Consider the following 25,490-nt stretch of genomic DNA (forward strand, 5'->3'; position numbering starts at 1 on the left):
GGATCGCGGATATGGGGTGGCAATGGACGTGAACGCCGAAGCTACGGCGGGCGACGGATCGACGGGCGACGACGCAACGGCGGGCGTCAGCGGTGCGACGCGCTGGACCGTGCCGGCAATCGACAGGCGCTATTTCGAGGTCCGTCCGGCCCTGTTCTACCGCGACCTGATCGTGCCGGGAGCGGCCTTCGCCATCGCCTACGCCTCCCTGCTGCAGGCTCAGGGGTGGGCCTTCGCGGCGGCTTTCCTGATTGCCGTCGTCTCGCTGCATCGCGCCGCGATCCTGATGCATGACATCTGCCACCAGTACGACAACCCGCGCCTGAAGCGGTTCATCTGGGTTTGGGACCTCACCATCGGGGCGATCGCCGCCATTCCGTCTCCCCGGTTCCTGCGCCCCCATCGTATCCATCATGCGACCGGGACCTTCCGCACGAAGGACGATCCGCAATACCTGCTGGTCCGGACCGACCGGACCCTGGCGGTGTTCGTGCTGATCCTGATTCCCTTCATCATGCCGATCCTCAACCTTGCCAACGCGGTCGTCGCCAGTGTCGCCGGCACGGCACTGGACGAGGCGGTGGAGCGCTGGGCGGCGAAGCGCGGGATGCCGACCGGCAGCGTGGTGGCGGACCGTCACCGCCCCCGGGTCATCTGGCTCAGCCGTTACTGCGTCGCGCTGTATGCGCTCTACGCCTATCTGCTGCCGGAGACGCTGGGGATCGCCTATGCGGTTCTCGTTGCCGGCTGGTGGCTCACCACCATCCGGATTCCTCTGGAGCATCGGATGGAGCATCTGCTCGAGCGGTCGGACAAGCGGGACCATATCCTCGACAGCTTCACCATCGAATCGCCGCTCGCCGCCATCCTGCAACCGCTGGCCATGCGCTTCCATGCGGCCCATCACCTCTATCCCGGCGTTCCCTATCACAACCTCCCGGCCCTGCATCGCGACCTGAAGGCGTCCGACGCCGAGTATCGCGCGACGATCGTGCCGTTCTGGAGCGTGGTCCGCGGCAACATACCGGAACGGCCGCGGGCTACGGCCTGAGCCCCGAGCGTCGGACGATCTCCTCGAAGATGCCGGGGATCTGGGCCGCCGCCCGGTTGCCGCCCGGCTTGCCGGCACCCGGGTTTCGCGCTGCGGCCCCTCTGACCAGCAGGGATCTGAGCGACGCGGCGAAGTGCTTCGGCGTGGAGAACACCGCGCCGGCGCCGTTGCGGGTGATCCATCTCAGCACGGCGTGTTCCTGCGGCAGCACGTTCTGCCGGTCGATCAGGATCGGCAGACCGACGGCCAGGGCCTCGCTGACCGAGAGCGGGCCGGTCTTGCCGACGAAGATGTCGGAGACCGCCATGTAGCGATGCACCTCGCGGGTATAGCCCTTGACCAGGGTCGGGAACGGCAGGGCGGCATCCTCGATCGACCGTGCGAGCGCCTCGTTGCGGCCGCACAGGAACACCATCTGGATGTCCGGCGGATCGCCGCGCAGGGCCTCGGCCATTTCCAGCATCCGCGCACTGCCGTAGCCGCCGTACATCATGCACACCACCGGCCTGTCCGGGGCCAGTCCCAACGCGGTCCGGGCGGCGGCCATGTCGGCGGGGACCGGCTCCAGGAACACCGGCCGTGTCAGCAGTCCGTCCATGCGGAACAGCTTGTCCTCGGGATGCGGCTTGCGCGCGAGGCGCTGCTGGCAGACATCGGTCCCGGCGATGGCGAAGTAGTCCTGGCGCCTGGGAAACCAGACCGACGGCAGCATCTCGGTCCAGTCGGTCATCAGCACCGTGAACGGCGTCGCGCCGCCGCGGTACCGGTTCAGGCTGTCGAGCAGGAGGTGGTTGATCATCGGCAGGACGGAGACCACCAGATCGGGCTCGGTCCGCTCCCACAGGGCGGAGAAGGCGGCCCGTGCCCATCCGCCGAGCATCGCCACGTTGATCAGCGCGCCGAGATAGAAGGCGAGGCAGAAGGCCCCGGTCCGGCCCTGCTGCAGGATCAGTTCATTGTAGGTCTGTTCGACATCCCGCGACGTGTGGCGGGCGAACAGGTCCAGATGCGGCAGCACGTCCTGATACGCGTTGACCATCGTGACCCGGTAGCGGCCGGTCGCCTCAAGGATGTCCTTGAGCGCCTCTCCGGTCGCCCGATGACCGCCACCCGCATCGGTGTAGACGACCACCACATGCCGCCGCCTCATCGATAGAGATGGTCCCGCGTCAACGGCAGGTCGTTGTTCAGGCCCTTGGAGAACACCGTCTGGAACAGCCGGTTGCCGCCATATTCGAAGGATGTCTTGCTGACGATCCAGTACAGCCGGTACATCCGCGCGAACCGCTCGCCGTACCGCTCGACCACCGTGTCGTAGTTCTGCTCGTAGCGTTCCATCCAATGCTTGATGGTCAGCGGGTAGTGCATGCGCAGGTTCTCGACGTCCAGGATGCTGAGCCGGCGCGCGCTCATCTCCTGAATGATGTGAGAGAGCACCGGCACGTGGCTGCCGGGGAACACGTACTTCATGGTCCACGGGTCGTCGGGGAACGGCGTGTCGTTGGCGATCGTGTGCACCAGACCGACCCCGCCGGGCTTCAGCAGGTCCGAGATCTTCGACATGAAGGTGCCGATGTAACCCTCGCCCGCATGCTCGAGCATGCCGATCGAGCCGACCTTGTCGAAGCTGCCTTCGAGCTCGCGGTAATCCTTCAGCTCGAGCCGGATCCGGTCTTGCAGGCCGCGCTCGGCGATGCGCCGGTTCCCCAGCTCGACCTGGGGTTCGGACAGGGTCACCCCGACACCGGAAATACCGTAGGTCTCCGCCGCGTAGATCAGGAACCCGCCCCACCCGCAGCCGAGATCGGCGATATGCTCGCCCTGCTTCAGCATGAGCTTGCGGCAGACATGCTCGAACTTCTGCTTCTGCGCCTGCTCCAGAGTATCTTCCGGCGTGTGGAAGTAGGCGCAGGTATAGGCGAAGGTCTCGTCCAGAAAGAGCTCGAAGAAGTCGTTGCCGAGATTGTAGTGGAAGCGGGCGTTCTTGCCCGAGCGCTGCACGGTGTTGCGGTGCAGGAGATAGGTCGCCGCCAGGCGGGCCTTTTCCTTCCAGGACATCGGCAAGGTGCCGAAATCGATGATGTGGCCAAGCTTGAACAGAAGATCGACATCGCCGTCGATCTCGATGTCACCGTTCATGTAGGATTCGGCGAAGCCGAGGAAGTTGTCGGCAAGGCACCGGCTGAGTGCTTCGCGCGTCTTGATCCGGAGCGTGACCTGCGGCTCGCCGTCGCCGACGCGGACCTCGTCGTCGTCCCAGAATCGCACGGCGAACCGGGCCGACGGATCGGCCGCGCCCATTTTCGCGATCAGTTGCTTGGCGGCATCTTTCATCCGTAGATCTTCCTGTCCTTGCGCGGCGGCGATGGTTACCGATCATACGTCATCGAACAACTGCTTTGATGATGCTTGAAGCGCTGTGTTTTCCGTGGCTTGTGGTCGGCGGCGTCGGGCTCCGGGGGGAAGGCTCGACAGACGGGGAGTGGGCAATGTACCGGGAAATTCTGGCGCGATGGGATCGTTTTGCGTCCGCGCAGTCCCGCAGCCGGCACCTGCCGCCCCGTCTGCTGGCCCATCTGAGACCGGGACAGAGCGTGCTCGATATCGGCACGTCGGACGGCCGGCTGGCGCGGGATCTGCTGCAGGCCGAACCCACATTGGACATCACCGCCATCGATTCGCATCCCCGTGCCGAGACCTACATCCCGGTGATCGAGGCCAACGGCCACGATGTCCCGTTTGCGGACAATGCCTTCGATACCGTCATGCTGATCGACGTGCTGCACCACGACCTCCATCCGGAGCGCATCCTGCGCGAAGCGGCGCGGGTGGCGCGCGGCCGGGTGCTCATCAAGGACCATTACTGGGTGACCGCGTTGGACCGCGCGGTTCTCCGACTGTCGGACTATCTGGGTAACCGGGCCTACGACATTCCGCTGCCGTACAACTACCTGCGGCTGGAGGAGTGGCGCGACCTGTTCACCGGCCTGGATGCGCGCGTCGTCGCGACCGAAACGTTCCACTACAGCGTCTACGACCGCTGCAAGCAGGTGACCTTTCTGCTCGACACCGGGTGCAAGGAGTGATCGAACCGCTGTCGGGTAGAGTTTGGAATTCGGAGCCGGATGGATGACCGATCTCGCAATATCGGCGCTCACCAACGCCATTCTGGCGGCCGAGATCTTCTTTCTGGCAGGCCTGTCGTTCCGGGGCGGTCTGGAGCGGTGGTCCGCGGCCTGGCTGTTCGCGCTGTATCTCACGTTCATCGGCCTCGCCAACCTGCTCGGGACGATCGATCACGGCTTCCTGGAACCGATCGACCACCCGGCAAACATCCCGGTCCGCACGGCCACGCGATCGGTGATCGCCCTGGCGACCTTCACCTTGCTCATGTGCACCGCCCGCCAGTTCTTCGGCGCGCTGGGCACGCGGATATGTCTGGTGGCCGGGCTTGCCGGGCTGGCCGCGACGGTGTGGGTGACCGCGACCCAGGACAATTTCCTCGTGCTGGTCGCCGGAAACTTCGTGGTCATGCTGCTGACCCTCGGCCTGCATCTGTGGGGTCTGCGGCGCGGCACCGGATCCCTGCTGCTCTGCGCCGGTATCGTCGCCTCCATCGCCGCCAGTCTGATCATCCCGTTCGGCGGTGACGGCGTGGAGCCTCTCGGCCTCTACGGCACGTTTCACATCGCCTTGATCGGCGCTTCCTTCATCCTGTATCTGGGCGGGCGGGACCTGAAGGCCCGTGTCGCCTGAGGGCGGCCGGGCACCCGGCGATGGTCCCGCTCCGGCAGAACCGATGCGCCAGTGAGGACTACCCGTCCATGACCGATACCTCTCCCGACGCATCCGTCGCCGCGGCTCCGCAGCCCGCCTCCGTCGCCAACCTGAAGATGCTCTCGCCGGAGACGCGGGAGGCCATGATCTCCGTCGCCGAGCGTCTGGACATCGCCGCCGGGGATGTGCTGTTCGCCGAGAACGAGGACGGCAACGAGCTGTTCATCATCGAGACCGGCCGGGTCGTCGGGTTCCGCGCCGGACGGGAGGACGACGAGGACTGGCCGGTGCTGCATCTGGCCGAAGGCGATATCGTCGGCGAGCTGTCCTTCCTCGATGGGGCCGAGCGTCACATCACCGCCCGGGCCGAGACCGACTGCACGCTGCTGCGGATCAGTCCGTTCGACCTGCTGCTGCTGGAAGGCGGCGACCATTTCTACGACAACCTGCGGGCCAGCGTCGGCATCACCGTCGTCAGCCGGCTGCGCGTCGGCACCGACATCCACGTGGCGACCCTCGATCACCAGCTCGAGCTGGCGCGCACGCAGCAGCAGTTCGGCCAGTTCTTCATCTACATCATCGCGATGTTCTCGATCGGCATGCTGGTGAGCAATGTGGTCGCCACCCAGCTGATCGAGATCAACGTCTATACCGAGGTGTTCGCCTGGCAGTATCTGGCGGTGCTGATGATCCCCAGTCTGGTGATCGTCCGCATGATGAAGATCCCCTTGCGGGACCTCGGGCTCACCACGACCGGCATGCGGAAATCGGTGACCGAGGGGCTGGCGGTATCCGCCGTTTTCGTGGCCGCGTCGGTGGCCTACTACTTCGCGTCCTTTGCCGTCGAGGCGATCCCGCCGGTCACGCTCAGTTTCGACTTCTGGGGATCGGTGAGCTACTTCGCGCATTCCTTCCTTCAGGAGGTCGTCGCCCGTGGTCTGCTGCAGTCCTCGTTCCAGCGGTTCCTGAAGGACCGCAAGGGCTACCGCGCGGTGTTCCTGAGCGCCATGCTGTTCGGGATGTTCCATATTCATTTCGGCATCGCGGCGGTGGTCATGGTCTTCCTGACCAGCGTGCTTTTCGGCCTGTTCTACCTGCGTCACCAGAACATCGCCGGCGTCACGATCTTCCACTACTTCGCCGGCGCCTGCGCCTTTGCCATGGGAATGCTCTAGGACTGACGGCCTGGACACGTTCGGACGATGCCGTCCGGGGGCGCTTCGCTTTCGGGGCCGGCCGTCAGCGGCGGTGCGAGACCCGTTCACGCCGGGGCCGCTCGCGCCCGGTGTCGACCGCCGCGAATGCGCGGGCGGCATCCGCGATGATCTGCTCGAGGCTGGAGCGTCGGGACGACCAGTTCAGGCACCGCTGGGCGAGGGTGGGATCGGCCACGAGCATGGCCGGATCGCCGGTGCGGCGCGCGGCCTCCCTGATGGGTATTGGACGACCGACTGTCTCTTCGACCGCCGCGATCACCTCCCTGACCGAATATCCCCGCCCGGAGCCGAGATTGGCGATCAGATCGTCTTTGCCGGCCAGCAGGTGCCGAAGTGCCAGGACATGCGCGTCGGCGATGTCGCTGACATGGACATAGTCCCGCACGCAGGTTCCGTCCGGTGTGTCGTAGTCGGTCCCGTAGATCGACATGCTCCCGTGCTGGGCGAGGGCGGTCCGCAGAAGGCGGGGGATCAGATGGGTCTCGGGCTCATGGTCCTCCCGCAACTCGCCGTCGGGATCGGCGCCGGCGGCGTTGAAGAATCGGAAGCCGCAATAGCGCAGGCCGTGCGAGGCCGACGCTTCCCGCACCGCGTCCTCCATCATCAGCTTGCTGCGACCGTAGGGCGTGGCCGGCCGCAACGGGTGGGCCTCCGAGATCGGGGCGGTTGCGGCGTCGCCGTACACCGCGGCGGTCGAGGAGAACACCAGCACGTCGACACCGCTCGAGCGCAGGGCCTGGAGCAGGCTGCGCGTGCCGGTAACGTTGGTCGAATAGTAGCGCGCTGGGTGGCGCGTGGACTCGGCGGCGTCGATCCGGGCGGCGAAGTGCAGCGCGGCGACCGGGCGATGGCGGGAGACCACCTCGGCCAGCCGCTGTCCGTCGCAGATATCGCCGACTTCGATCGGCCCCCAGCGGACTGCGTCGCGCGTTCCGTTGGAGAGGTCGTCATAGACCACCGGCCGATACCCCGCGGCCGCGAGAGCCTTGCAGGCATGGCTGCCGACAAACCCGGCGCCACCGGTGACAAGAACAACAGGGTCAGCCATTTAACCGTCTTTATGCCGTGGCCGGAGTCGGGGCAGGGCGTCGCACCATATTGCGGATCCGTCGCGCGGCAAGACTGGAATCATCGGATGCTGGATTGGACCGGCCCTGACGAGGAATGCGGCTTCGGGCGAAAACAGCCGTCTATGCAGACACCTACAGCCGCGCAACGGCCGTCGCCGGCACCCGAACCCTCGCCAGCAGGGCGAGGCCGGCGGCGATCAGCGCCGCGGCGCCGAGCATGACCGTGATCCCGGTCTGCCACAGGATCTGGGTGACGACCGCTATCGGAATCCCGACCGCCACCCGGTATTGCGGGCGGTAGAGCCGGCGCGGCCGGACCTCGATGACGGCGTCCAGCACGCCGGTCGGCCGGGCCCAGCGATCGGTCTGGTCCTGCAGTCCCGCCGCCGCCTCGATCCGGTTGCCTTCGAGCAGCGCGACATACGAGATGATGTCGTTGGTTTCCTGGTATTCCCGGACCACGTCGCCGAGGCCGACCAGATCGCTGGGATCGATGCCGAGGGCCATGGCCTCGCCGAGGCGGGACCCGAGGGATTCCCCATAGGCGTTGGCGGTCTCGATCGCCTTGGTGGCGCCAAGGCCGAAGATCGTCGCCCCCACGATCGCGAGCCCGATCAGGCAGGTGACGGCGTAGAGGGTCGCCAGCTCCCGGTAGGACTGGAAGACCTCCGGATTGGCCAGAACTGCGGTGTGCACCACGATCCCGAGTGCCAGCAGAACCATGGCGGCGAGCCCGGCGATCGCCGTGCTCCGGCTGAATTCCGCGACGATCTCGTGCTCGTAGTAGACGACGATGCTGCCGGCGGGTCCGAACCGGCCGCTCACCGGCAGCGAGAACCGGGACAGCGAGCCATGATGCTGGATCCCGGGAACCTCGCCGCCCATTCCCAGATAGCTGCCGTCGCTCCACTCGACAGGCCCGGCGTCGAACGCCTCGGGATTGCTCAGTACCACCTGATCCGTCAGGTCGACGATCTGGACGGCGCGGACCGCCGAGTCGAATCGCAGCACGCGGTCGCTGGCGGCGCCGAAGCCGATGAAGTCCGAGACCGGCAGGCCCATGGCCAGCATGCCGCCCATCGCCTTGTGGACGGTCTCCGCCTCGGTGCGGATGCGCTCCACGTCGAAGCGCGACGACGCCAGGGTCCACCACGCACCGCCGAGCAGGACGAGACCGGTCAGCACGACGCAGACGAGGGCGGCCAGGCGCGGGCGGGCACGCGCGACCGCGCCTGTCTGCGGGCCGGCCTCCGTCAAATTCGCTTCGAGTTGCTGACTCATACGGGCGCACCTTTCACGTGACCGGCAGAATAGGTCAGCCCGAAGGCGATGCAAGCCGGAGTCGCCCCCGGACCCGTCGCGCTAACGAGTTGCTGCGACTGATCGCGTGTGAAACAGTCGGGCAACGCAATAGCCCTATGTCTCGATGGGAGGAAGGATTCCGTGACGGCAGTCATGTTCCGACGGGCACTGGTGGTGTGCCTTGTCGCCCTGATCGGAGGGACGGCGCTCGCCGGACGCCCGGCAGGGGCTGCCGAGGGCCGGCCGGTGCTGAACTGGCTGGAGTTCGGGGCTGCCACGCAGGAACATTACGAGATTTCTTCCGATCCGCAGGACACGGCGCGGATGCGCGCCGTTCCGGTATGGACCGACAAGCCGGCACGCTTCCGGCTGCTGATGCTGATTCCGTTCAAGTCCGTTGCCGCCTACTCGATCGGCGTCGATGCCGTGATGGAGACGTTCCGGCAGCAGAATATCCCGGCGGAGTTCGAGATCTGGCTGTACGGAAACGACGACGCCATCGCGCAGGAGGCGGTCGCGTGGGCGGAGTCGAACGATGTGGACCTGATCATGCCCGTCGGGTCGAGGGCCGCGGCGTTCATGCACGAGACCTATTCCGGGGGCCGCCTGCCGGTGGTCACCAACTCCGCCAAGGATCCCGTCCTGCTCGGACAGATGCCGGACTACCAGAGCGGCAGCGGCAGCAACATCGCCTATACGTCGAACACGGTGCCGATCCGCCTGTTCATCAGCTATCTTTTCCAGCTCCTGCCGGACCTCAAGAATGTCGGCGTGCTGTATGCCGAATCGAACCTCAGCGCGATCGAGACCCAGGTCGCGCCGCTGCACGATCTGGCGGACTCGTTCGGGCTGACCGTGCACGACGTGGCGGTGCGCGACGGGGAGTTGCTGGAAGACGACCTGATCGCCGGCATGGGGCGGGTTCGTCTGCGGATGGTGAATTCGGATCCCGGTCTCACGGCCAGCGCCTGGATCGTGACCGGATCGACCTCGGTGTATCAGCGGATCGGCCTGATCAACGGGCTTGCCGGCCGCGCGCCGGTCGTCTCGACGCTGCCGGACGTCGTGCGCAGCGGCGACGACAGCGCCGCCGTCTCGATCGGGATCAATCAGTCCACGGCGGTTCAGCTGTCGGCCTTCTACGCCATCAGCATCCTGACGGAAGGCGTCGATCCGGGCTCCCTGTCCGTCGGGGTCGTGACGCCGCCGGATCTCGCCATCAACTTCCGCGTCGCCCGGCAGATCGAGCTTCGGATCCCGTTCCGCTTCATGGAGGCGGCCACGTTCATCTATAACTACGACGGCAGGCAGGTGCGGGCATTCGGTCAGCCGGTCGGATTCATAAACTAGTGCCAGTCTCGGAAACTAGTGCCAGTCCCGGATCGCCCATGACCGATTTCCCATGAGCAGCGCCACAGAGAAATCCCAAGAGGCGGCGACCAGCCGGATCCGGCCGGCGCGGCGCTACAGCCTCGTCATGGGGCTGTCCTATGTCGTCCTGCTGGCGGTGTCGGTCGGGTTCTTCCTGTTCCAGATCGACAAGCGCGAGAAGGCGGAATGGGACGTGCTCGCGAGCGGCCTGAAGGAGCACGGCCTGATCCTCGACGCGCTGGCGTCCGCGGTGGTCAAGCGGTCGCAGGAGATCCGCCAGGACGCCGTTGCGGCCTATGCGTCGGCCCTGAGCGACGCGCATGAGGACCAGGTCCAGAGCCTGATCGACCGGGGGGAGTTCGGCGGCATCTCCCTGCGGATCAACTCCGGGGCCGACGTGCCGTCGACAGCGGCGATCTCAGGCGAGTTCAGCAGGGAAGCCGGCCAGACGGACAGTGCCGAACTGGTCGCGGCCGTGCGGTTGCTGACGGAGTTCCGCTATCTCGTCTCGCTCCTGCCGACGATCAAACGGTCGGCATATCTCTCGCGGACAGGCTTCTCCGTGATGCTCCCGGCGACCCAGGCCGAAGCCGACGCGTTCCAGCAGGGCGCCCAGTCGAGCAATCTGGTCGAGACCGGGATGCCCGACGACAACCCGGAGCGCCAGGGCCGGTGGCTGTTCGGAACCGATCGGGCAGGGCAGCCCGCTCTGCACCTGGTGGTCCCGGTGGACGTCGGGGACCGGTTTCTCGGCGTGATCGCCTTCGAGATCTCCATGGAGTACCTGAACCGGGTCAACGGCGACTTCGACTATCCGGTCGGGCGCACGCTGCTCGTCACCGCCGACGACATCCTGCTGGCGTATCCCGAGGAGGAGGGACTCCGGGCCCCGGTCGGCTCCGACCTCACCGACGCGCTGCCGTCCGACGCGGCGGCGGTCGTCGCGCGTGCCAGCGCGGTTCCGTTGCGCCGCGTCGTCGATGTCGACGGAACCCTGCTCTATGTCGAGCCCCTGGAATCGGCGCCGTGGACCCTGGTCTATCTGGGCGACCGCTGGACAATCCTGGCCAGCCTGATCTCCGACCGCGGACCGGAAATGCTGGCCCTGGTGGCGGTGCTCACGCTCATGCTGCTGATCGCCGGCGGGCTCACCGGCCGCGAGTTCGTGTGGCCGGCCAGCCAGCTGGTCGAGCATATCAAGGCGGCGGGCGAGGTCGGCCCCGCCGGGCCGCCGCGGGTTCCGCCGGGCTGGCGGCCCTGGTTCCGCACGGTCACCAGGGTGTTCCGCGAGAATTCGGACCTGGTGCGCCTGCGCCAGGAATTGCAGATCGCCCATGACATGCAGGCCTCGGTGCTGCCGCGGGAGCCGTTCCGGCACGACCGGATGGTGATCGTCGGCCAGATGCATGCGGCCTACGAGGTCGGAGGCGATTTCTACGACTATTTCGAGATCGACGAGAAGCGGGTCGGCGTGGTGATCGCCGACGTCTCGGGCAAGGGCGTGCCGGCCGGCCTGTTCATGATGATCTCGCGCACGCTGCTGCGCGCCGAAGGGCTCGGCGGCGGCGACCCCGGGGAGTGTCTGACCCGGGTCAACGCCCTGCTGGAGCGCGAGAACGAGGCGGCGATGTTCGTCACGGTGTTCTATGGCGTGATCGACCTGGAGACGTTGACCCTGTCCTACGCGAATGCCGGCCACAATCCGCCCTTCGTGCTGCGGGCCGACGGCACCGTGGTTCCCATCGCGCCGCTGGGCGATCTGGTGCTCGGCGTCATGCCGGGTATCGAATACGGGTCGGCCACGACCCAGCTGTCCCCGCAGGACGCCCTGTTCCTCTATACCGACGGCCTGACCGAGGCCTTCGACGTGAACAACGAGGAATACAAGGAGGCCCGGCTGATCGAGGCCCTGGCGCGATGCCGGGGGCAGTCGGCGGCCGAGATCGGCGACCGGTGCATCGCCGATGTCGAAACCTTCGCGACAGGTGCGGCCCAGGCCGACGACATGACCTGTCTTGTCATCCGGATCGAGCCCGAGACCCCGTCCGCGCCCCAGACGTCATAGCCCGGCGGCCTACAGGGCACGGCATCGGCAGCCCTGTCAGAGCGGTCCCGACTGCAGGATCACCGGGCGGCCCGTGCGCGGATGCGACAGGATATCGGCGTCCAGTCGGAAGACATCGGCCAGCAGGGCCGGTGTCAGGCCGCCCGCCACCGGGCCGTCATAGGCCACTCCGCCGTCGTTCAGCACGACCAGACGGTCGGCATAGGCGGCCGCCAGGTTCAGGTCATGCACCACGGCGATCGCCGCGTTGCCGCGCCGGGTGAAGGCGCTGGCGATCGCCATCACCCGATGCTGGTGCGCCGGATCCAGGCTCGCCGTCGGCTCGTCCAGGATCAGCAGCTTCGGGCCGAGCCGCGGGCTCGCCTGCATCTGGACGAGGCACCGGGCGAGATGCACGCGCTGGCGCTCGCCGCCGGACAGGGTCGGCACGTAGCGGTCGCGCAGATGGGCGATGCCCACCTGCTCCAGCGCGGCAGCGACGAGCTCCGGGGCGTCGAGGTCGGCCCCGGCCTCGCGGGCGCAGTGCAGTCCGAGATGAACCACCTCATAGGCGGTGAAATGGAACAGCAGCGACGTCGACTGCGGCAGCACCGTGCGGCGCAGGGCGAGTTCCCGGGCCGAGTAGTTCGCCACCGGCTGCGCCTGGAGCAGAACCGTGCCGCCGGTCGCGGGGACCTCGCCCGAGATCGCCGCGACCAGGGTCGATTTGCCCGCGCCGTTCGGCCCGACGATCGCCACAAGCTCTCCGGCGTTCATTGAAAAATCGACGTCCGACAGAACCTCCGTGCTGCCGTAGCGCATCGTCAGACGCTGTACCTGCAGCAGCATCGTCATCCCCAATCCCTGCGGCGGACCAGCAGCCAGATGAAGAACGGCCCGCCGACCAGGGCGGTGACCACGCCAATCGGAAGCTCGGCCGGCAGCACGATCATGCGGGCCAGCAGATCGGCCAGCAGGAACAGGCCGGCGCCGAGCAGCGCCGTGCCCGGTAGAAGCCAGCGGTGATCCGGCCCGGCCAACAGCCGCACGATATGCGGCACCACGAGGCCGACGAAGCCGATGACGCCGGAGATCGATACCGCTCCTCCGACCGCCACGGCGCTCAGTCCGATGGCCAGCCGCTTGACGCGCTGCGGGTCGTGGCCCAGGTGGAAGCTCTCGCGCTCTCCCAGAAGCATCGCGTTCAGAGCGCCGGCCAGGCGCGGCAGCAGGAGGATCGGACCCGCCATCAGGACGGCGGCCGGCAGCAGCAGGGACCAGTTCAGCCCGGCGACGCTGCCCAGGGTCCAGAACGACAGGTCGCGGAGCTGCTGTTCGTCGCTGAGGAAGATCAGGAAGCCGATCCCGGCCTGGGCGATGGCGGTGATCGCAACGCCGGCCAGCAGGGTCGTGGCCGCCATGATCTGACCCCCCACGCTGCCGAGGCGGTAGACGATCAGCGTCGCGGTCAGCCCGCCGGCCAGCGCGGCCACGGGCAGGGCGAAGGCCCGGATCTCCGGCGGCAGGGTCCCGACCATGCCGCCCCCGACCACGATGACGGCCACGGCCGCGAGCGCCGCGCCGCTGGAGACGCCGATCAGCGCCGGATCGGCCAGCGGATTGCGAAAGATCCCCTGCATCGTCGCCCCGGCCAATGCCAGGGCGGCGCCGACCAGGCAGCCGGCCGCCACCCGCGGCACCCGGATCGACCAGAACACCAGGGCGTCGCGGGTTTCGGTCTCCCACACAAACTCGGCCCCGAGCGCGTTCAGGATCAGGCGGCCGATCACGCCGGGCGAAATCGACACCGCACCGATGCCCAGCGCCAGAAACAGCGACAGGACCAGCAGGGCGGCACAGCCCGCCACGACGGCCGCCGCCCGGCGCTCGCGCGGCGCCATGGCGGCCAGTCGGGCGCGGTACCCCGGCTTTGACCGTTTCATCGCCGAAGAGAGCGTCATTGCGGTTTGGCGGAGGCGGGGCCGGGATGAAAGGCCGCCGACAGCAGCGCGACCGCCTCGGCGATGCGCGGTCCGAAGCCGAACACCAGCAGCCCGTCGACGCTGACGATCCGTCCGGTCCGCGCCGCCCGGGTCGGCGCGATCTCCGGGCGCTGGAGGATGGCCTGCGGTCCGCCCATCTGCTCCAGCGTGCGGTCCGGCACCAGGACGATCTCCGGGTCCGCGAGCACGGCCGCCTCGGGAGACAACGGCTTGTAGCCCTCGTACCCGGAGATCGCGTTGACCCCGCCCGCCGCCTCGATGATGCCGGCGGCCGCCGTATCGCGCCCGGCGGCCAGCGGGGCACCCTTGCCGACGCTGAGCAGGAACAGCACGCGGGGCGGGTTCGGATGGGCTCGGGCCTGCTGTGAAAGGGCGGTCGCGCGAGTGGTGATCTCGCCGGCCAGCCGCTCCCCATCCGCGGCCCGGCCGAGGGCCGAGGCGACGGTCCGGATCTTGCGGCCGACGCCGGCGATATCGGTGGTGTGTTCCGTGCGCACCAGGGCGACGCCCGCCGCGTCCAGTTGTTCGATCACCGCCTCGGGGCCGGCATCGCCTTCGGCGAGGATGAGGTCCGGCGCCAGCGCCAGGATCGGCTCCACCGCAAGACGGCGCAGATAGCCCACATTGGGCAGCTCATGGGCCGACGGCGGATAGAGGCTGGTGGAATCCACCGCCACCAGCCTGTCCTCCTCTCCGAGCAGATAGACGATTTCGGTGATCGAGCCGCCGATCGAGAGGACCCGCGAGGGCTCGGCCCGGCTCCGGGTGCCGGTCGCCGACGCGATGGCGGCGGCCAGCAGCAGGACCAGCAGAGGTCGAAGGATGATGCGCATCTGCCCGCTCCTCAGAACGCGAGGCGGTAGGCGATGGAGCCCTTGAGGTTGCGGCCCGGCTCCGAGACGCCGGCGAAGACCCGCTCGTGGTCGCGGTCGAACACGTTGTCGACGCCGAGATTGACGGTCAGCCCCTGCAGCGCTTGTTCCGACGGCGCCCATTGCAGATAGAGGTCGAAGACCGAGTAGCCGCCGCGCTCCTCGCTGGCATCGTCCACATTGTCGAAGCCGGAGGCGAACTCGCCCTCGACCCCGACCACCGTGTCGATCTCGGACAGCCGCAGACCGATATCGGTGCTCAGCCGGTCCGGGGTCAGCACGCCGAGAGACTCGCCGGTCCGCGTGTTCTCGCCGTCGATCGACGAGAAGCCGGCCGTCACATAGAAGCGGGGGGTGTCGTAGGACGCTTCGAGTTCGTAGCCCTCGAGCTCCGCTTCCGGAACGTTGACGGTGTTCGTCGTGCCTGCGTTGCAGCCGGTATAGGGCGGGATGAAGCAGCCGCGCGACGGTCCGGCGCTGTTCACCGAGATGTCGATCAGGTTTTCCACGTCGGACTGGAAATAGGCGCCCTTGATGCGGAACGCGTCGTTCTTCAGGAGGGTGTCCGAGCGCTCGTACCCGACGCCGAACTCCAGGGTGTCTGAGACTTCGGGCTTCAGGTTCGGATTGGCCACGAAGCTGTTCACCGCGGTCTGGCCATTGGGCAGCGGGATCGCGAAATGGGTGCCCTCGTTGTAGAGCTCGTTGATCGACGGCGCGCGGAAGGCCCGGCCGTAGCTGGCGAAGCCGACCAGTCCGCGGATCGGCTCGTAGGACACCGCGATCTTCGGCGACACCTCGTCGTCGCTGGAACCGTCGTCGATGTCGGAATCGGCCGAGAAGCTGTCGTAGCGGACTCCGGGGATCACGGTCAGGGTGCCCGGGATCACGTCCTTGACCTCGAAGTTGCCCTGCAGGAAGGCGCCGGCGAACTCGGCCTCGGCGTTCGGCACGCCCGACCGGGTGCCGTCGGCGCTGGCGGAGTCATAGCCCTTCTGCTCGTCCTGCGAGGCCTCCACCCCGTAGGTCAGGGTGAGGGACGAGCGCTCGGCCAGGGAGAACCGGCTGCGGTTGTCGATGAACAGGCCGTAGGTGTCGACGTCCTGATCGACGATACGGCCGGAGTCCTCATAGGTCTGTCCGACCTGGGAATTGGTGAAATAGGCCGACGCGTCCAGGTCGAGCCAGGTCTGACCGAGCGGGGCGTAGAGAACCTGGCCGCGGATCGTGTCGCTGCGGATGTCCTTGTCGGTGATGTCGGAATCCGCCGCCGTATTGGCGAACTGGCCGTTCGCGGGCTCGCGGGCGTCGTTGTTGAACACCAGATAGGAAAGCGAGGCCGACAGGCCCGGGGTAAACTGGATATCGGCCTTGGCCAAGCCCGAGATGATGTCGTCGTCGGAGACGAGCTCGGTGCCGTTGCCGAGTTGGATGTCGTCGGAGTCGCGCTTCACGACGCCGCCGAGCAGGCCGACCCCGTCCATCGGTCGGCCGCCGACGACCAGACTCTCGGTGAATTCCTGATTGACGTCCTGGTAGCCGAACTTGGCGCGGCCGGCGAGGGTGTCGTCGCCGTCCAGAAGGTCGTCGGCGGACAGGGTGCGCAGGGCGATCATGCCGCCCATCGCCCCGCTGCCGTACAGCGAGGAGGCGGGGCCGCGCAGGACCTCGCCACCGGCCAGCAGGGCGGGATCGACGAAGACCCGGCCGTTGTGGCCCGACACGAAGTTCTGGCGCGCGCCGTCGATGCGGATCTGGACGTTCTCGCCCTCGAAGCCTCGGATCGTCGGCACCTGGCCGGTGCGGCGCGGGCCGCCGTCGAAATGGACGCCGGGCACCGAGCGGAACATATCCTCCAGCGTGTCCGGGTCCTTCAGCTCGATCTGGTCGCGATCGATCACGGTGACCATGCCAGGGTACCGCATGGCGGAGATCGGGCTGCGGGTTGCGGTCACGGAGATCGGCCCGAGTTCGAGGGGCGCCGTCTCTGCCGATTGATTGCCGCTCTGCTGCTGAGTGTCGCTCTGCTGGGCCGTCGCGCCCGTCGCAAAGCCGCTGAATGCCAGCGCGAGCGCCGCTGCGCCGACGCTGCCCATACCGATTCTGGTCGTCACTCCAACCCCCTGTCCCTGGAAACGCAAGCCGGACGATGATCGTCGGCGATCGGGACGTTATTAAGAATGACTCGCAAAAGCAATAGTGTTGAGAATGACCCGCAATTGCGTTAATCGGATCGTGTAGACTGGTTTCGGATGCTAGGCAGGGAGTGCAACATGTTCATCGCGATGAACCGCTTTAAGGTCACCAAGGGCTCGGAGGAGGATTTCGAGAAGGTCTGGGCGGAACGGGACAGCCATCTGGACGAGGTGCCCGGCTTCGTCGAGTTCCGCCTGCTGCGCGGGCCGGAGGCGGAGGACCACACGCTGTTCGCCTCGCATACCATCTGGGAGGACCGCGCGGCGTTCGAGGCCTGGACCAGATCCGAGGCCTTCCGCAAGGCCCACGCCGGCGCCGGCGACCGCAAGGTTCTGTATCTCGGCCACCCGCAGTTCGAGGGCTTCGAGGTCATTCTGGAAGGTCGGTAGCCGGTCTCAGGACAATGTCGGAAGGCGTGACGCTGCCGCACGGCACGCCGGACGACCTGGGGTGCAAGGCGGAGGATGAGGCCGTCATGGGCTGATCGTCGGTTTATGGGTCTCCAGCTCCGGCTGCCAGGCGGTATGATCGGCACAGCCGGCCGACCGGGCGGCGGCAGCGTCACTCCAGGTTGACCACGTGCTGAGACAGATCACCCCGAAGCAATGGCTGACTCTGCTGTGCGTTCAACTCTGTACGATCCTGTTTGGCGTCACCGTGACCAGCGTCGCGGTGATCCTCCCGCAGATCAAAGGCGCGCTGTCCGCGACCCAGGATCAGGTGGCATGGATCCTGACCCTGAACCTCGTGGCGACCGCGGCGGCGACGCCGCTGACAGGATGGCTGGCCTCGAAACTGGGCTGGCGCCGGTTGATGGTCGGTTCTGTCCTCGGGTTCACGGGGGCGTCGGTCGCCTGCGGGACCGCCACCTCGCTTGAGTCGCTGCTCGCCTTCCGGGTCATCCAGGGAGCGCTCGGCGCGCCGATCTTTCCCATGGGGCAGGCCATCATCCTGGCGAAGTTCGAGCGAAAGTTCCATCCGATGGCGGTGATGATGTGGGGCGTCGGCGGGGTGATGGGGCCGATCCTGGGTCCGACATTCGGCGGCCTCGTCGCCGACAGTCTGGACTGGCGCTGGTCGTTCTTCATGATCCTGCCGCTCGGCCTCGTGGCCTGTATCCCGACGGTGCTGGCCCTGGGTGACGAGGAACGCGGAACCGCGCGTCGGTTCGACTTCGTCGGTTTTGCCTTCATCGCCATCGCGATCGGGGCTCTTCAGCTCATGTTCGACCGCGGCCAGAGGCTCGACTGGTTCGAGTCCCCGGAGATCATCCTGGAATGCGCTCTGGCGGTCGGGTGCCTCTACCTCTTCGTCGCACATTCGGGGACAACGGCCGCGCCGCTGTTCGAGAGCGCCACGTTCCGAGACAGGAACTTCGTTCTGGGCATCGGCATGGCCATGGTTATGGGAATGCTCCAGTTCACCCCGATGGTGCTTTTCCCGCCCTTGTTGCAGGACCTCCGGGGCTACCCTGAATCCATCGTCGGCTACCTGATCGCCATGCGAGGGGTTGGGAATTTCCTGAGCTTCCTGGTGGTCGCCCCGCTCACCCGGTGGAACCCGCAGGCCACGCTGGCGGCGGGGCTGCTCATCCAAGCCGGTGCCGCTGCCTGGATGGGCGTGCTCGACATGAACATGACGTTCGAGCAGGTGCTGTGGACCAATCTGCTGCACGGCTTCGGGTTCGGGCTCGCCTACACGCCGATGGCGGTCCTGGCCTTCTCCACGCTCGAGCCGCGGCTGCTTACCCAGGGCAATGCCATATTCAGCCTTCTGCGGATGCTCGGCAGCAGCTTGTTCATCGCCGTGACGCTGGTGGTGTTCGTGCGCTCGTCCGCCGAGGCGCATTCCAGTCTCGCCGCGCTCATAACCATGTTCGACGCCCGTTCCCTATCGCTGTGGATAGAGCGGTTCGGCGATCTCGACACACCCCTGCTGCACGGACGTCTCGGCGAAGAGATCCGCCGCCAGGCCGCGATGATCGGCTACATCAACGCCTTCAACCTGCTGGCGATCGTTCCGTTCCTCGTCGCGCCGGCGGTGCTGATGTTCCGGCTGAGACGCTGAGCCACGCGGTGGGCAGGTCGATGAGACGGCACCGGCGCGGCGACGGAGACGAGACCATCCGTTGGGAGGACTCAGAGCCGACGCAGCGTCTTGTGTCCACGCCCACTGGCGTTCGTTTTTGCTTCGTTTATGATCGAATTTGCGAAAACGGCAGATTGGACGAAGACAGTGATGTTCCTGAGCGACCGCCAGTCCGATATCGTTGAACTGGCGAAATCCCAAGGGAAAGTGCTCGTCGAGTCCTTGGCCGAGCGGTTCGGTGTCACGCCGCAAACCATACGCAAGGACCTCAACGATCTTTGCGATGCCAAGATATTGCGCCGGATCCACGGCGGAGCGATCAATCCCTCAGGCACCGAAAATCTCGAATATGAACAAAGACGTCAGGTCGCGGCCGACGAGAAGGCCGCCATCGGGCAGGAGGCAGCAGCCCTCATTCCGAACGGCGCGTCGCTCTTCATCAATATCGGTACGACGACAGAGGCGGTCTCGGAGGCCCTCGTCAATCATCAGAACCTCATGGTGATCACGAACAATCTCAATGTAGCCAATCGCTTGCGGTTGATCCCCACGGTCGAGGTCGTGATTTCCGGCGGCATTGTCAGGCGGTCGGATGGCGGGATCGTCGGAGAGGCGGCGGTCGATTTCATCCGCCAGTTCAAGGTCGACTATGCCATCATCGGAGCCTCCGCCATCGATCAGGACGGCGCCTTGCTCGACTACGATTTTCGAGAAGTGAAGGTGGCTCAGGCGATCATCCAGAATGCGCGAAATGTCATTCTGGTCGCGGATTCAACGAAGCTGGACGTCGCGGCTCCGGTCCGCATCGCACACATCTCCCAGGTCAACACCGTGGTGACCGACGACGGCATTTCGTCCGAATTCCGGGATCTGTGCCGCCAGAACGAGGTCGAACTGATCCGTGTAAGATCCTAGGCAGCTTCATGGTTTTGGGCGCGGATCATTTTCGATTGCTTTTCGAAATCTGCTTAATCATCCTTTAAGCGAAAATTCGAGGATCCAGGCAATGGATCCCGGGCGTAAAGCCGACGCAAGGGTGGAGACGTGCTTGGGTAAGCAGATCTTCGATCTCGCCATTATCGGTGGTGGTGTGAACGGTTGCGGGATCGCACGCGATGCCGCCGGCCGGGGCCTGAGCGTGTTTCTTTGCGAGATGGGCGACCTCGCGCAGGGAACCTCCTCGGCGTCCACCAAGCTGTTCCACGGCGGTCTGCGCTATCTGGAATATTTCGAGTTCAGGTTGGTGCGTGAAGCGTTGAAGGAGCGCGAGGTCCTGCTGTGCGCCATGCCACATATCGCCTGGCCGCTCAGGTTCGTGCTGCCGCATCATCGGGGACTTCGACCGGCCTGGTTTCTGCGGCTCGGCCTGTTCGTCTACGATCATCTGGGTGGTCGCAAGATCCTGCCGGCCACCGAAACCGTGGATCTGCGAAGCGGCCCGATCGGCGCTTCCCTGAAAGACCAGTTCGTGACCGGGTTCGAGTACTCCGACGGCTGGGTCCAGGATTCGCGGCTCGTGGTTCTCAACGCGCGCGACGCCGCCGACAGGGGCGCGTCGGTCAACGTGCGCACCAAATGCCTCGCCGCCGCGCCATCGGACGGTGTCTGGCAGGTTCAGGTCCGCGACGAGGACACCGGCGCGACGCGGACGGTGGCGGCCCGGAGCCTCGTGAACGCCGGCGGTCCGTGGGTCGGTCAGGTCATCAGCCAGTGCGTCCGGGTGAACACCAACGATAACGTCCGCCTGGTGCGAGGCAGTCACATCGTCGTGCGCAAACGGTTCGAGCACGATCGCGCCTTCATCTTCCAGAACGCCGACAAGCGGATCGTCTTCGCGATCCCCTATGAGGAGGGTTTCACGCTGATCGGGACGACCGATCGCGACCACGAGACCAGTCCGTCGGAAGCGGTCTGTACGCCGGAGGAGATCGAGTACCTGTGTCGGTCGGTCTCGGAGTATTTCCGCGATCCGGTCACCGCCGAGGACGTTGTCTGGACCTATTCCGGGGTTCGTCCGCTCTACGACGACGGGGCGAAATCCGCGACGGCGGCGACACGGGACTACGTGCTGAAGGTCGAGCGGTCAGGCGACGCGCCACCTCTGCTCAATATCTTTGGCGGAAAGATCACCACCTATCGCCGGCTGGCGGAGGCCGCGCTGGAGAAGCTGCGCCCGTTCTTTCCGCAGATGGGAAGCACGTGGACCGCCGGAGCCTGTCTGCCGGGCGGTGATTTTCCTGTCGGCGGTGACGAAGAGCAGGGGACGCGCCTGAGGGATCGGTACGGGTTCCTCGATGTGGACTGGGCGCGAAGGCTGATACGGACCTATGGAACCGACGCGTTCGACCTCCTGGGCGATGCGGCCTCCATTGAGGATCTCGGCCAAAACTTCGGCGCGACCCTCACCGAGGCCGAAGTCGTCTGGCTGATGCGGAAGGAATGGGCCCGCTCCGCCTCCGACGTCCTGTGGCGGCGTACCAAGCTGGGCCTGCGGCTGAGCGACGAGCAGGCGAGGACGCTGGACGTCTGGATGCGGGCGTCGCGCGCCGATGAACAGCGCCACGCGCACGGCTCGCGATGATGGAACGGAAGGGAAAGCGGGTGACATGTCGCTGACGTTGGACACGGTCTCGAAGGTCATGGGCGGCGAGGTCCATATTGCGCCGACCACGATCGAGTTCGCATCCGGATCGATGAACGTCCTTCTGGGCCCGACGCTGTCGGGCAAGACGACCTTGATGCGGCTGATGGCCGGGCTCGACCAACCCACGTCGGGACGGGTGTTCTGGCAGGGACGGGACGTCACCGGGATGCGCGTCCAGGACCGTCAGGTGGCCATGGTTTACCAGCAGTTCGTCAACTATCCGTCGATGACCGTGTACGAGAACATCGCCTCGCCCCTGCGGCTGCGCGGGTTCGCCTCGGCCGAGATCGACGCCAAGGTGCGGGCCGCCGCCGCCATGATGAAGCTGAACGAGAGCCAACTCGGCCGCCGTCCGCTGGAGCTGTCCGGCGGTCAGCAGCAGCGGTGCGCCCTGGCACGCGCGCTGGTCAAGGAGGCGGGGCTTGTTCTGTTGGACGAACCGCTTGCAAACCTGGACTACAAGCTGCGCGAAGAGCTGCGCGCGGAGATCCCGAAGATCTTCGAGGAGTCGGGGGCGATCTTCGTCTACGCGACGACCGAACCGCATGAGGCCCTGCTGCTCGGCGGTAACACCGCCTGCCTGTGGGAGGGGCGTGTGACGCAGTTCGGCGCCACGCCGTCGGTCTATCGTCGACCCACCGATGCCACCACGGCGCGGGTGTTCTCCGATCCGCCGATGAACTTTGTGGCCCTGTCCAAGGCCGGAGACGAGCTGGTGATCGACGACGCCCGCCTCGCCGCCGATTTTCCGACCTTCAACCGGCTCGCCGATGGCCGGTACATCGCCGGTTTCCGCGCCAATCATCTCAGGATCGAACGGGGATCCGAGCGGGATCTGGCGTTCCACTGTCGGGTCACCGGCACCGAGATCGGCGGCTCGGAGAGCTTTGTCCATGTCCTGCACGGCGCCGACCGCTGGGTCGCGCTTGTCCATGGCGTCCACGATCTGCCGCATCAGTCCGATCGGACGGTCTTCGTCGATCCGGCGCATGTCTACATGTTCGCGCCCGACGGCGCGTTGGCATGTGCCGCCGCCTATGCGGACGCAGGGTGAGGAGGGCGGCATGGCAAAGATCACGCTCTCCAACCTCGCGCACTCCTACGCCGGCGCCCCGGCAAGCCGGGACGACTACCAGCTCAAGCCGACGATCGATCATGTCTGGGACGATGGAGAAGCCTACGCGCTGCTCGGACCGTCCGGCTGCGGCAAGACCACGCTGCTCAACATCATCTCGGGGCTCCTGGTGCCGTCCCAGGGCCGGATCCTGTTCGACGACACGGACGTCACGGCACTCTCCACCGCGGCCAGGAACGTCGCCCAGGTGTTTCAGTTCCCGGTGGTCTACGACACCATGACCGTCTACGAGAACCTGGCCTTTCCGCTGCGCAACCGGGGTGGGAGCGCGGCCTATGTCGACCGCCGGGTCAAGACGATCGCCGAGATGATCGGCATGACCGGCGACCTGGATCGGCGGGCGCATGGGCTGACCGCCGACGCCAAGCAGAAGATTTCGCTCGGCCGCGGCATGGTCCGCGAGGATGTCTCCGCGATCCTGTTCGACGAGCCGCTGACCGTCATCGATCCGCATATGAAGTGGGAGTTGCGCACCGAGCTGAAGACCCTGCACCGCGAGTTCGGGCATACCATGATCTATGTCACCCACGATCAGACCGAGGCGCTCACCTTCGCCGACAAGGTCGTGGTCATGCTCGACGGCGAGGTGGTGCAGCTCGGCACGCCGGTCGAATTGTTCGAGCGGCCGGAGCACACGTTCGTCGGGTTCTTCATCGGGTCGCCGGGGATGAACGTCCTGCCGGCGACGGTCGAGGGCGATACCGCCTTCCTCGGCGGCCACGCGGTGCCGCTCGGCCGCGCCTTCAGCCATGCCGGTGCCGACGGCATCGAGATCGGGGTCCGCCCGGAGTTCGTAAGCCTCTCGGATGGCGATGACGGTCTGCCGATCAAAGTGACGCGGGTCGAGGATGTCGGCCGGCACCTGGTGGTGCGAACCGATTTCGACGGGACGGAGGTCAACGTGATCGCCCCGGAGGGGGCCAGTATCTCCGACCGGCACAACCGGATCCTGTTCGACCCCCAAGGCATCCATGTCTATTCGGACGGATGGATCGTCGACAGCGATCGACGCGCCGCGCGCGGTGGAGGCAAGCGATGAACAAGACGCTAAACCATCGCGCCTGGTGGATGGTCCTGCCGGTTCTCATTCTCGTGGCGATGAACGCGGTGATACCGCTGATGACGGTGGTGAATTTCTCCGTTCAGGAGGAGTTCTACGGCGAGTTCTCGTTCGTCGGCCTTCAGTGGTTCGCCGACACGCTCGCCGACGAGCGGTTCCAGAACGCGCTGATCCGCCAGCTTGGCTTCACCTTCACCATCCTCGCCATCGAGATCCCGCTCGGCATCGCCATTGCGCTCACCATCCCGCGGTCTGGAGTGTGGGCCTCCGTCTGCCTCGTCCTGATGGCGCTGCCCCTGCTGATCCCGTGGAACGTGGTGGGGGCCATGTGGAACATCTACGCCCTGCCGGATATCGGGTTTCTGGGCTACACGCTGAACTCCGCAGCCGGATTGTTCGGCCACGATCCGGCAAGCGGTCCCTGGTTCGACTACACCCAGGAACCGGTGGCCGCCTGGTTCACCGTCGTCCTCATGGACGTCTGGCATTGGACGTCGCTGGTGGTGCTGCTGGCCTATGCCGGGCTGCAGTCGATCGACAACGCCTACTACCAGGCGGCCAGGATCGACGGCGCCTCGCGCTGGGCGGTGTTTCGCTACATCCAGCTGCCGAAGATGAAGCACACGCTGACGATCGCCGTGCTGCTGCGCTTCATGGACAGCTTCATGATCTACACCGAGCCCTCGGTCCTGACCGGCGGCGGGCCTGGAAACTCGACCACGTTCCTGTCGATCGATTTGGTGAAGGTCGCGCTCGGCCAGCAGGATCTCGGCAACGCCGCGGCGATGAGCATCATCTATTTCCTGATGATCCTGTTGGTCAGTTGGCTGTTCTACACGCTCACCATGCAGGGAGGGAAAAAATGAGAACGCGCTGGATTGTCCCGACGCTCTACATCCTCTTCCTGATGCTGCCGATCTATTGGCTCCTGAACATGTCGTTCAAGACCACCAATGAGATCCTTGGCGGGTTCTCGATGTTCCCGGCGGAGTTCACGGTCGAGAGCTATGTGAAGATCTTCACCGACCCGACCTGGTATTCCGGCTACATCAACTCGATCATCTACGTGGTGATCAACATGGTCATCTCGGTGAGTGTCGCTTTGCCGGCGGCCTATGCGTTCTCGCGCTACCGGTTCCTGGGCGACAAGCATCTGTTCTTCTGGCTGCTGACCAACCGGATGGCTCCGCCGGCCGTCTTCGCCCTGCCGTTTCTGCAGCTCTATTCGACCATGGGTCTGCTGGACACCACGCTGGCGGTGGCGCTGGCGCACTGCCTGTTCAACATTCCGCTGGCCGTCTGGATCCTCGAGGGCTTCATGTCGGGCGTGCCGAAGGAGATCGACGAGACCGCCTATATCGACGGTTACTCCTTTCCGAGATTCTTTGTGAAGATCTTCATGCCGCTGATCGCGTCCGGCATCGGGGTGACGGCGTTCTTCTGCTTCATGTTCTCCTGGGTGGAGATGTTGCTGGCGAAGACCCTCACCACCGTCCAGGCGAAGCCGATCGCGGCGGTGATGACCAAGACGGCGTCGACATCGGGCTACGAACTCGGGCTGCTGGCGGCGGCCGGCGTGCTGACCATCATTCCCGGCGCGATCGTCATCTATTTCGTTCGGAACTACATCGCCAAGGGCTTCGCGATGGGGAGGGTCTGA

General features: G+C 66.0%; 22 protein-coding genes. 14 read left to right on the plus strand and 8 right to left on the minus strand.

The features are described from left to right. Positions 1–22 precede the first annotated feature (22 nt). Complete coding sequence (locus tag BLS34_RS20585) at positions 23–1,051, plus strand: fatty acid desaturase family protein (protein WP_215906179.1); 1,029 nt, start codon at positions 23–25, stop codon at positions 1,049–1,051. Here the strand turns inward: BLS34_RS20585 and BLS34_RS20590 are convergent. Both BLS34_RS20590 and BLS34_RS20595 read right to left on the minus strand, forming a co-directional pair. Continuing rightward, on the minus strand, positions 1,041–2,201 hold the full coding sequence (locus BLS34_RS20590) for an MGDG synthase family glycosyltransferase (protein ID WP_028794471.1): 1,161 nt from the start codon (positions 2,199–2,201) through the stop codon (positions 1,041–1,043). The two genes, BLS34_RS20585 and BLS34_RS20590, sit on opposite strands and share 11 nt — an antisense overlap. Beyond that, entirely contained in the window at positions 2,198–3,385 is a 1,188-nt protein-coding gene (locus BLS34_RS20595) for an SAM-dependent methyltransferase (RefSeq protein ID WP_051244682.1), read from the minus strand. Before BLS34_RS20595 ends, BLS34_RS20590 begins: the two co-directional genes overlap by 4 nt. Before the next feature lie 155 nt (positions 3,386–3,540). On the opposite strand from BLS34_RS20595, the gene BLS34_RS20600 reads away from it, so the two are divergent. From BLS34_RS20600 to BLS34_RS20610, 3 genes are all read left to right on the plus strand, one after another. After that, the gene (locus BLS34_RS20600; protein ID WP_175474321.1) at positions 3,541–4,137 is read left to right on the plus strand and encodes a class I SAM-dependent methyltransferase; all 597 of its coding nucleotides are present in this window, start codon (positions 3,541–3,543) and stop codon (positions 4,135–4,137) included. Positions 4,138–4,180: 43 nt separating this feature from the next. Further along, positions 4,181–4,807 (plus strand): DUF6962 family protein, encoded by a 627-nt coding sequence (locus BLS34_RS20605; protein ID WP_093153452.1) that lies wholly within the window; start codon positions 4,181–4,183, stop codon positions 4,805–4,807. 68 nt (positions 4,808–4,875) lie between these two features. Continuing rightward, complete coding sequence (locus BLS34_RS20610) at positions 4,876–6,003, plus strand: cyclic nucleotide-binding domain-containing protein (protein WP_051244685.1); 1,128 nt, start codon at positions 4,876–4,878, stop codon at positions 6,001–6,003. A 64-nt stretch (positions 6,004–6,067) separates the two neighbouring features. Here BLS34_RS20610 and galE read toward each other — a convergent pair whose 3' ends face one another. Both galE and BLS34_RS20620 read right to left on the minus strand, forming a co-directional pair. Next, complete coding sequence (gene galE, locus BLS34_RS20615) at positions 6,068–7,093, minus strand: UDP-glucose 4-epimerase GalE (protein ID WP_093153454.1); 1,026 nt, start codon at positions 7,091–7,093, stop codon at positions 6,068–6,070. A 154-nt stretch (positions 7,094–7,247) separates the two neighbouring features. Further along, complete coding sequence (locus BLS34_RS20620) at positions 7,248–8,396, minus strand: hypothetical protein (protein WP_139189410.1); 1,149 nt, start codon at positions 8,394–8,396, stop codon at positions 7,248–7,250. Positions 8,397–8,558: 162 nt separating this feature from the next. On the opposite strand from BLS34_RS20620, the gene BLS34_RS20625 reads away from it, so the two are divergent. Both BLS34_RS20625 and BLS34_RS20630 read left to right on the plus strand, forming a co-directional pair. Then, positions 8,559–9,767: an ABC transporter substrate binding protein gene (locus BLS34_RS20625; protein ID WP_139189411.1), complete on the plus strand. Its 1,209-nt coding sequence runs from the start codon at positions 8,559–8,561 to the stop codon at positions 9,765–9,767. A gap of 52 nt (positions 9,768–9,819) precedes the next feature. Next, positions 9,820–11,853: a PP2C family protein-serine/threonine phosphatase gene (locus BLS34_RS20630; protein ID WP_093153463.1), complete on the plus strand. Its 2,034-nt coding sequence runs from the start codon at positions 9,820–9,822 to the stop codon at positions 11,851–11,853. Between the two features lie 36 nt (positions 11,854–11,889). Here the strand turns inward: BLS34_RS20630 and BLS34_RS20635 are convergent, their stop codons facing one another. From BLS34_RS20635 to BLS34_RS20650, 4 genes are read right to left on the minus strand one after another with little or no spacing between them, the layout of a single operon-like run. Continuing rightward, a complete protein-coding gene (locus tag BLS34_RS20635; RefSeq protein ID WP_093153466.1) occupies positions 11,890–12,687 on the minus strand; it encodes a heme ABC transporter ATP-binding protein in 798 nt (265 codons plus the stop codon). Further along, entirely contained in the window at positions 12,684–13,775 is a 1,092-nt protein-coding gene (locus BLS34_RS20640) for a FecCD family ABC transporter permease (protein ID WP_169400854.1), read from the minus strand. The genes BLS34_RS20635 and BLS34_RS20640 overlap by 4 nt, the downstream gene beginning before the upstream one ends. 14 nt (positions 13,776–13,789) lie before the next feature. Further along, positions 13,790–14,668 carry a heme/hemin ABC transporter substrate-binding protein gene (locus BLS34_RS20645; protein ID WP_093153469.1) on the minus strand — a complete coding sequence of 293 codons (879 nt, stop codon included), beginning with the start codon at positions 14,666–14,668 and terminating at the stop codon, positions 13,790–13,792. Between the two features lie 11 nt (positions 14,669–14,679). Continuing rightward, positions 14,680–16,821, minus strand: a complete 2,142-nt coding sequence (locus BLS34_RS20650; RefSeq protein WP_139189412.1) for a TonB-dependent hemoglobin/transferrin/lactoferrin family receptor — start codon at positions 16,819–16,821, stop codon at positions 14,680–14,682. 159 nt (positions 16,822–16,980) lie between these two features. Between BLS34_RS20650 and hmuQ the strand changes: the two genes are divergently transcribed. The 8 genes from hmuQ (at position 16,981) to BLS34_RS20690 (ending at position 25,490) form a co-directional block, all read left to right on the plus strand. Then, complete coding sequence (hmuQ, locus tag BLS34_RS20655; RefSeq protein WP_028794476.1) at positions 16,981–17,292, plus strand: heme-degrading protein HmuQ; 312 nt, start codon at positions 16,981–16,983, stop codon at positions 17,290–17,292. A gap of 190 nt (positions 17,293–17,482) precedes the next feature. Then, positions 17,483–18,970 carry a DHA2 family efflux MFS transporter permease subunit gene (locus BLS34_RS20660; protein ID WP_028794477.1) on the plus strand — a complete coding sequence of 496 codons (1,488 nt, stop codon included), beginning with the start codon at positions 17,483–17,485 and terminating at the stop codon, positions 18,968–18,970. A 171-nt stretch (positions 18,971–19,141) separates the two neighbouring features. Beyond that, a complete protein-coding gene (locus BLS34_RS20665; RefSeq protein WP_028794478.1) occupies positions 19,142–19,906 on the plus strand; it encodes a DeoR/GlpR family DNA-binding transcription regulator in 765 nt (254 codons plus the stop codon). Positions 19,907–19,997: 91 nt separating this feature from the next. Further along, positions 19,998–21,572, plus strand: coding sequence for a glycerol-3-phosphate dehydrogenase (gene glpD, locus BLS34_RS20670; RefSeq protein ID WP_093153475.1), 1,575 nt, complete (start codon positions 19,998–20,000; stop codon positions 21,570–21,572). A 25-nt stretch (positions 21,573–21,597) separates the two neighbouring features. Beyond that, the gene (locus BLS34_RS20675) at positions 21,598–22,689 is read left to right on the plus strand and encodes an ABC transporter ATP-binding protein (RefSeq protein ID WP_093153478.1); all 1,092 of its coding nucleotides are present in this window, start codon (positions 21,598–21,600) and stop codon (positions 22,687–22,689) included. Positions 22,690–22,699: 10 nt separating this feature from the next. Next, positions 22,700–23,809 carry an ABC transporter ATP-binding protein gene (locus BLS34_RS20680; RefSeq protein ID WP_093153481.1) on the plus strand — a complete coding sequence of 370 codons (1,110 nt, stop codon included), beginning with the start codon at positions 22,700–22,702 and terminating at the stop codon, positions 23,807–23,809. After that, positions 23,806–24,696 (plus strand): carbohydrate ABC transporter permease, encoded by an 891-nt coding sequence (locus BLS34_RS20685; RefSeq protein ID WP_028794480.1) that lies wholly within the window; start codon positions 23,806–23,808, stop codon positions 24,694–24,696. Before BLS34_RS20680 ends, BLS34_RS20685 begins: the two co-directional genes overlap by 4 nt. Next, entirely contained in the window at positions 24,693–25,490 is a 798-nt protein-coding gene (locus BLS34_RS20690) for a carbohydrate ABC transporter permease (RefSeq protein ID WP_093153483.1), read from the plus strand. Before BLS34_RS20685 ends, BLS34_RS20690 begins: the two co-directional genes overlap by 4 nt.

The sequence above is a fragment of the Thalassobaculum litoreum DSM 18839 genome (assembly GCF_900102465.1).
GTDB classification, from domain to species: Bacteria; Pseudomonadota; Alphaproteobacteria; order Thalassobaculales; family Thalassobaculaceae; genus Thalassobaculum; species Thalassobaculum litoreum.

Excerpts from the sequence above, each read along its gene's own strand:
- BLS34_RS20620 (WP_139189410.1), bottom strand. The coding sequence starts at position 8,396 with ATGAGTCAGCAACTCGAAGCGAATTTGACGGAGGCCGGCCCGCAGACA.
- BLS34_RS20595 (WP_051244682.1), bottom strand. The coding sequence starts at position 3,385 with ATGAAAGATGCCGCCAAGCAACTGATCGCGAAAATGGGCGCGGCCGAT.
- BLS34_RS20665 (WP_028794478.1), top strand. The coding sequence starts at position 19,142 with ATGTTCCTGAGCGACCGCCAGTCCGATATCGTTGAACTGGCGAAATCC.
- hmuQ (WP_028794476.1), top strand. The coding sequence starts at position 16,981 with ATGTTCATCGCGATGAACCGCTTTAAGGTCACCAAGGGCTCGGAGGAG.
- glpD (WP_093153475.1), top strand. The coding sequence starts at position 19,998 with ATGGATCCCGGGCGTAAAGCCGACGCAAGGGTGGAGACGTGCTTGGGT.
- BLS34_RS20645 (WP_093153469.1), bottom strand. The coding sequence starts at position 14,668 with ATGCGCATCATCCTTCGACCTCTGCTGGTCCTGCTGCTGGCCGCCGCC.
- BLS34_RS20685 (WP_028794480.1), top strand. The coding sequence starts at position 23,806 with ATGAACAAGACGCTAAACCATCGCGCCTGGTGGATGGTCCTGCCGGTT.
- BLS34_RS20630 (WP_093153463.1), top strand. The coding sequence starts at position 9,820 with ATGAGCAGCGCCACAGAGAAATCCCAAGAGGCGGCGACCAGCCGGATC.
- BLS34_RS20590 (WP_028794471.1), bottom strand. The coding sequence starts at position 2,201 with ATGAGGCGGCGGCATGTGGTGGTCGTCTACACCGATGCGGGTGGCGGT.
- BLS34_RS20680 (WP_093153481.1), top strand. The coding sequence starts at position 22,700 with ATGGCAAAGATCACGCTCTCCAACCTCGCGCACTCCTACGCCGGCGCC.
- BLS34_RS20600 (WP_175474321.1), top strand. The coding sequence starts at position 3,541 with ATGTACCGGGAAATTCTGGCGCGATGGGATCGTTTTGCGTCCGCGCAG.
- BLS34_RS20610 (WP_051244685.1), top strand. The coding sequence starts at position 4,876 with ATGACCGATACCTCTCCCGACGCATCCGTCGCCGCGGCTCCGCAGCCC.
- BLS34_RS20675 (WP_093153478.1), top strand. The coding sequence starts at position 21,598 with ATGTCGCTGACGTTGGACACGGTCTCGAAGGTCATGGGCGGCGAGGTC.
- BLS34_RS20690 (WP_093153483.1), top strand. The coding sequence starts at position 24,693 with ATGAGAACGCGCTGGATTGTCCCGACGCTCTACATCCTCTTCCTGATG.
- galE (WP_093153454.1), bottom strand. The coding sequence starts at position 7,093 with ATGGCTGACCCTGTTGTTCTTGTCACCGGTGGCGCCGGGTTTGTCGGC.
- BLS34_RS20640 (WP_169400854.1), bottom strand. The coding sequence starts at position 13,775 with ATGAAACGGTCAAAGCCGGGGTACCGCGCCCGACTGGCCGCCATGGCG.
- BLS34_RS20605 (WP_093153452.1), top strand. The coding sequence starts at position 4,181 with ATGACCGATCTCGCAATATCGGCGCTCACCAACGCCATTCTGGCGGCC.
- BLS34_RS20585 (WP_215906179.1), top strand. The coding sequence starts at position 23 with ATGGACGTGAACGCCGAAGCTACGGCGGGCGACGGATCGACGGGCGAC.
- BLS34_RS20635 (WP_093153466.1), bottom strand. The coding sequence starts at position 12,687 with ATGACGATGCTGCTGCAGGTACAGCGTCTGACGATGCGCTACGGCAGC.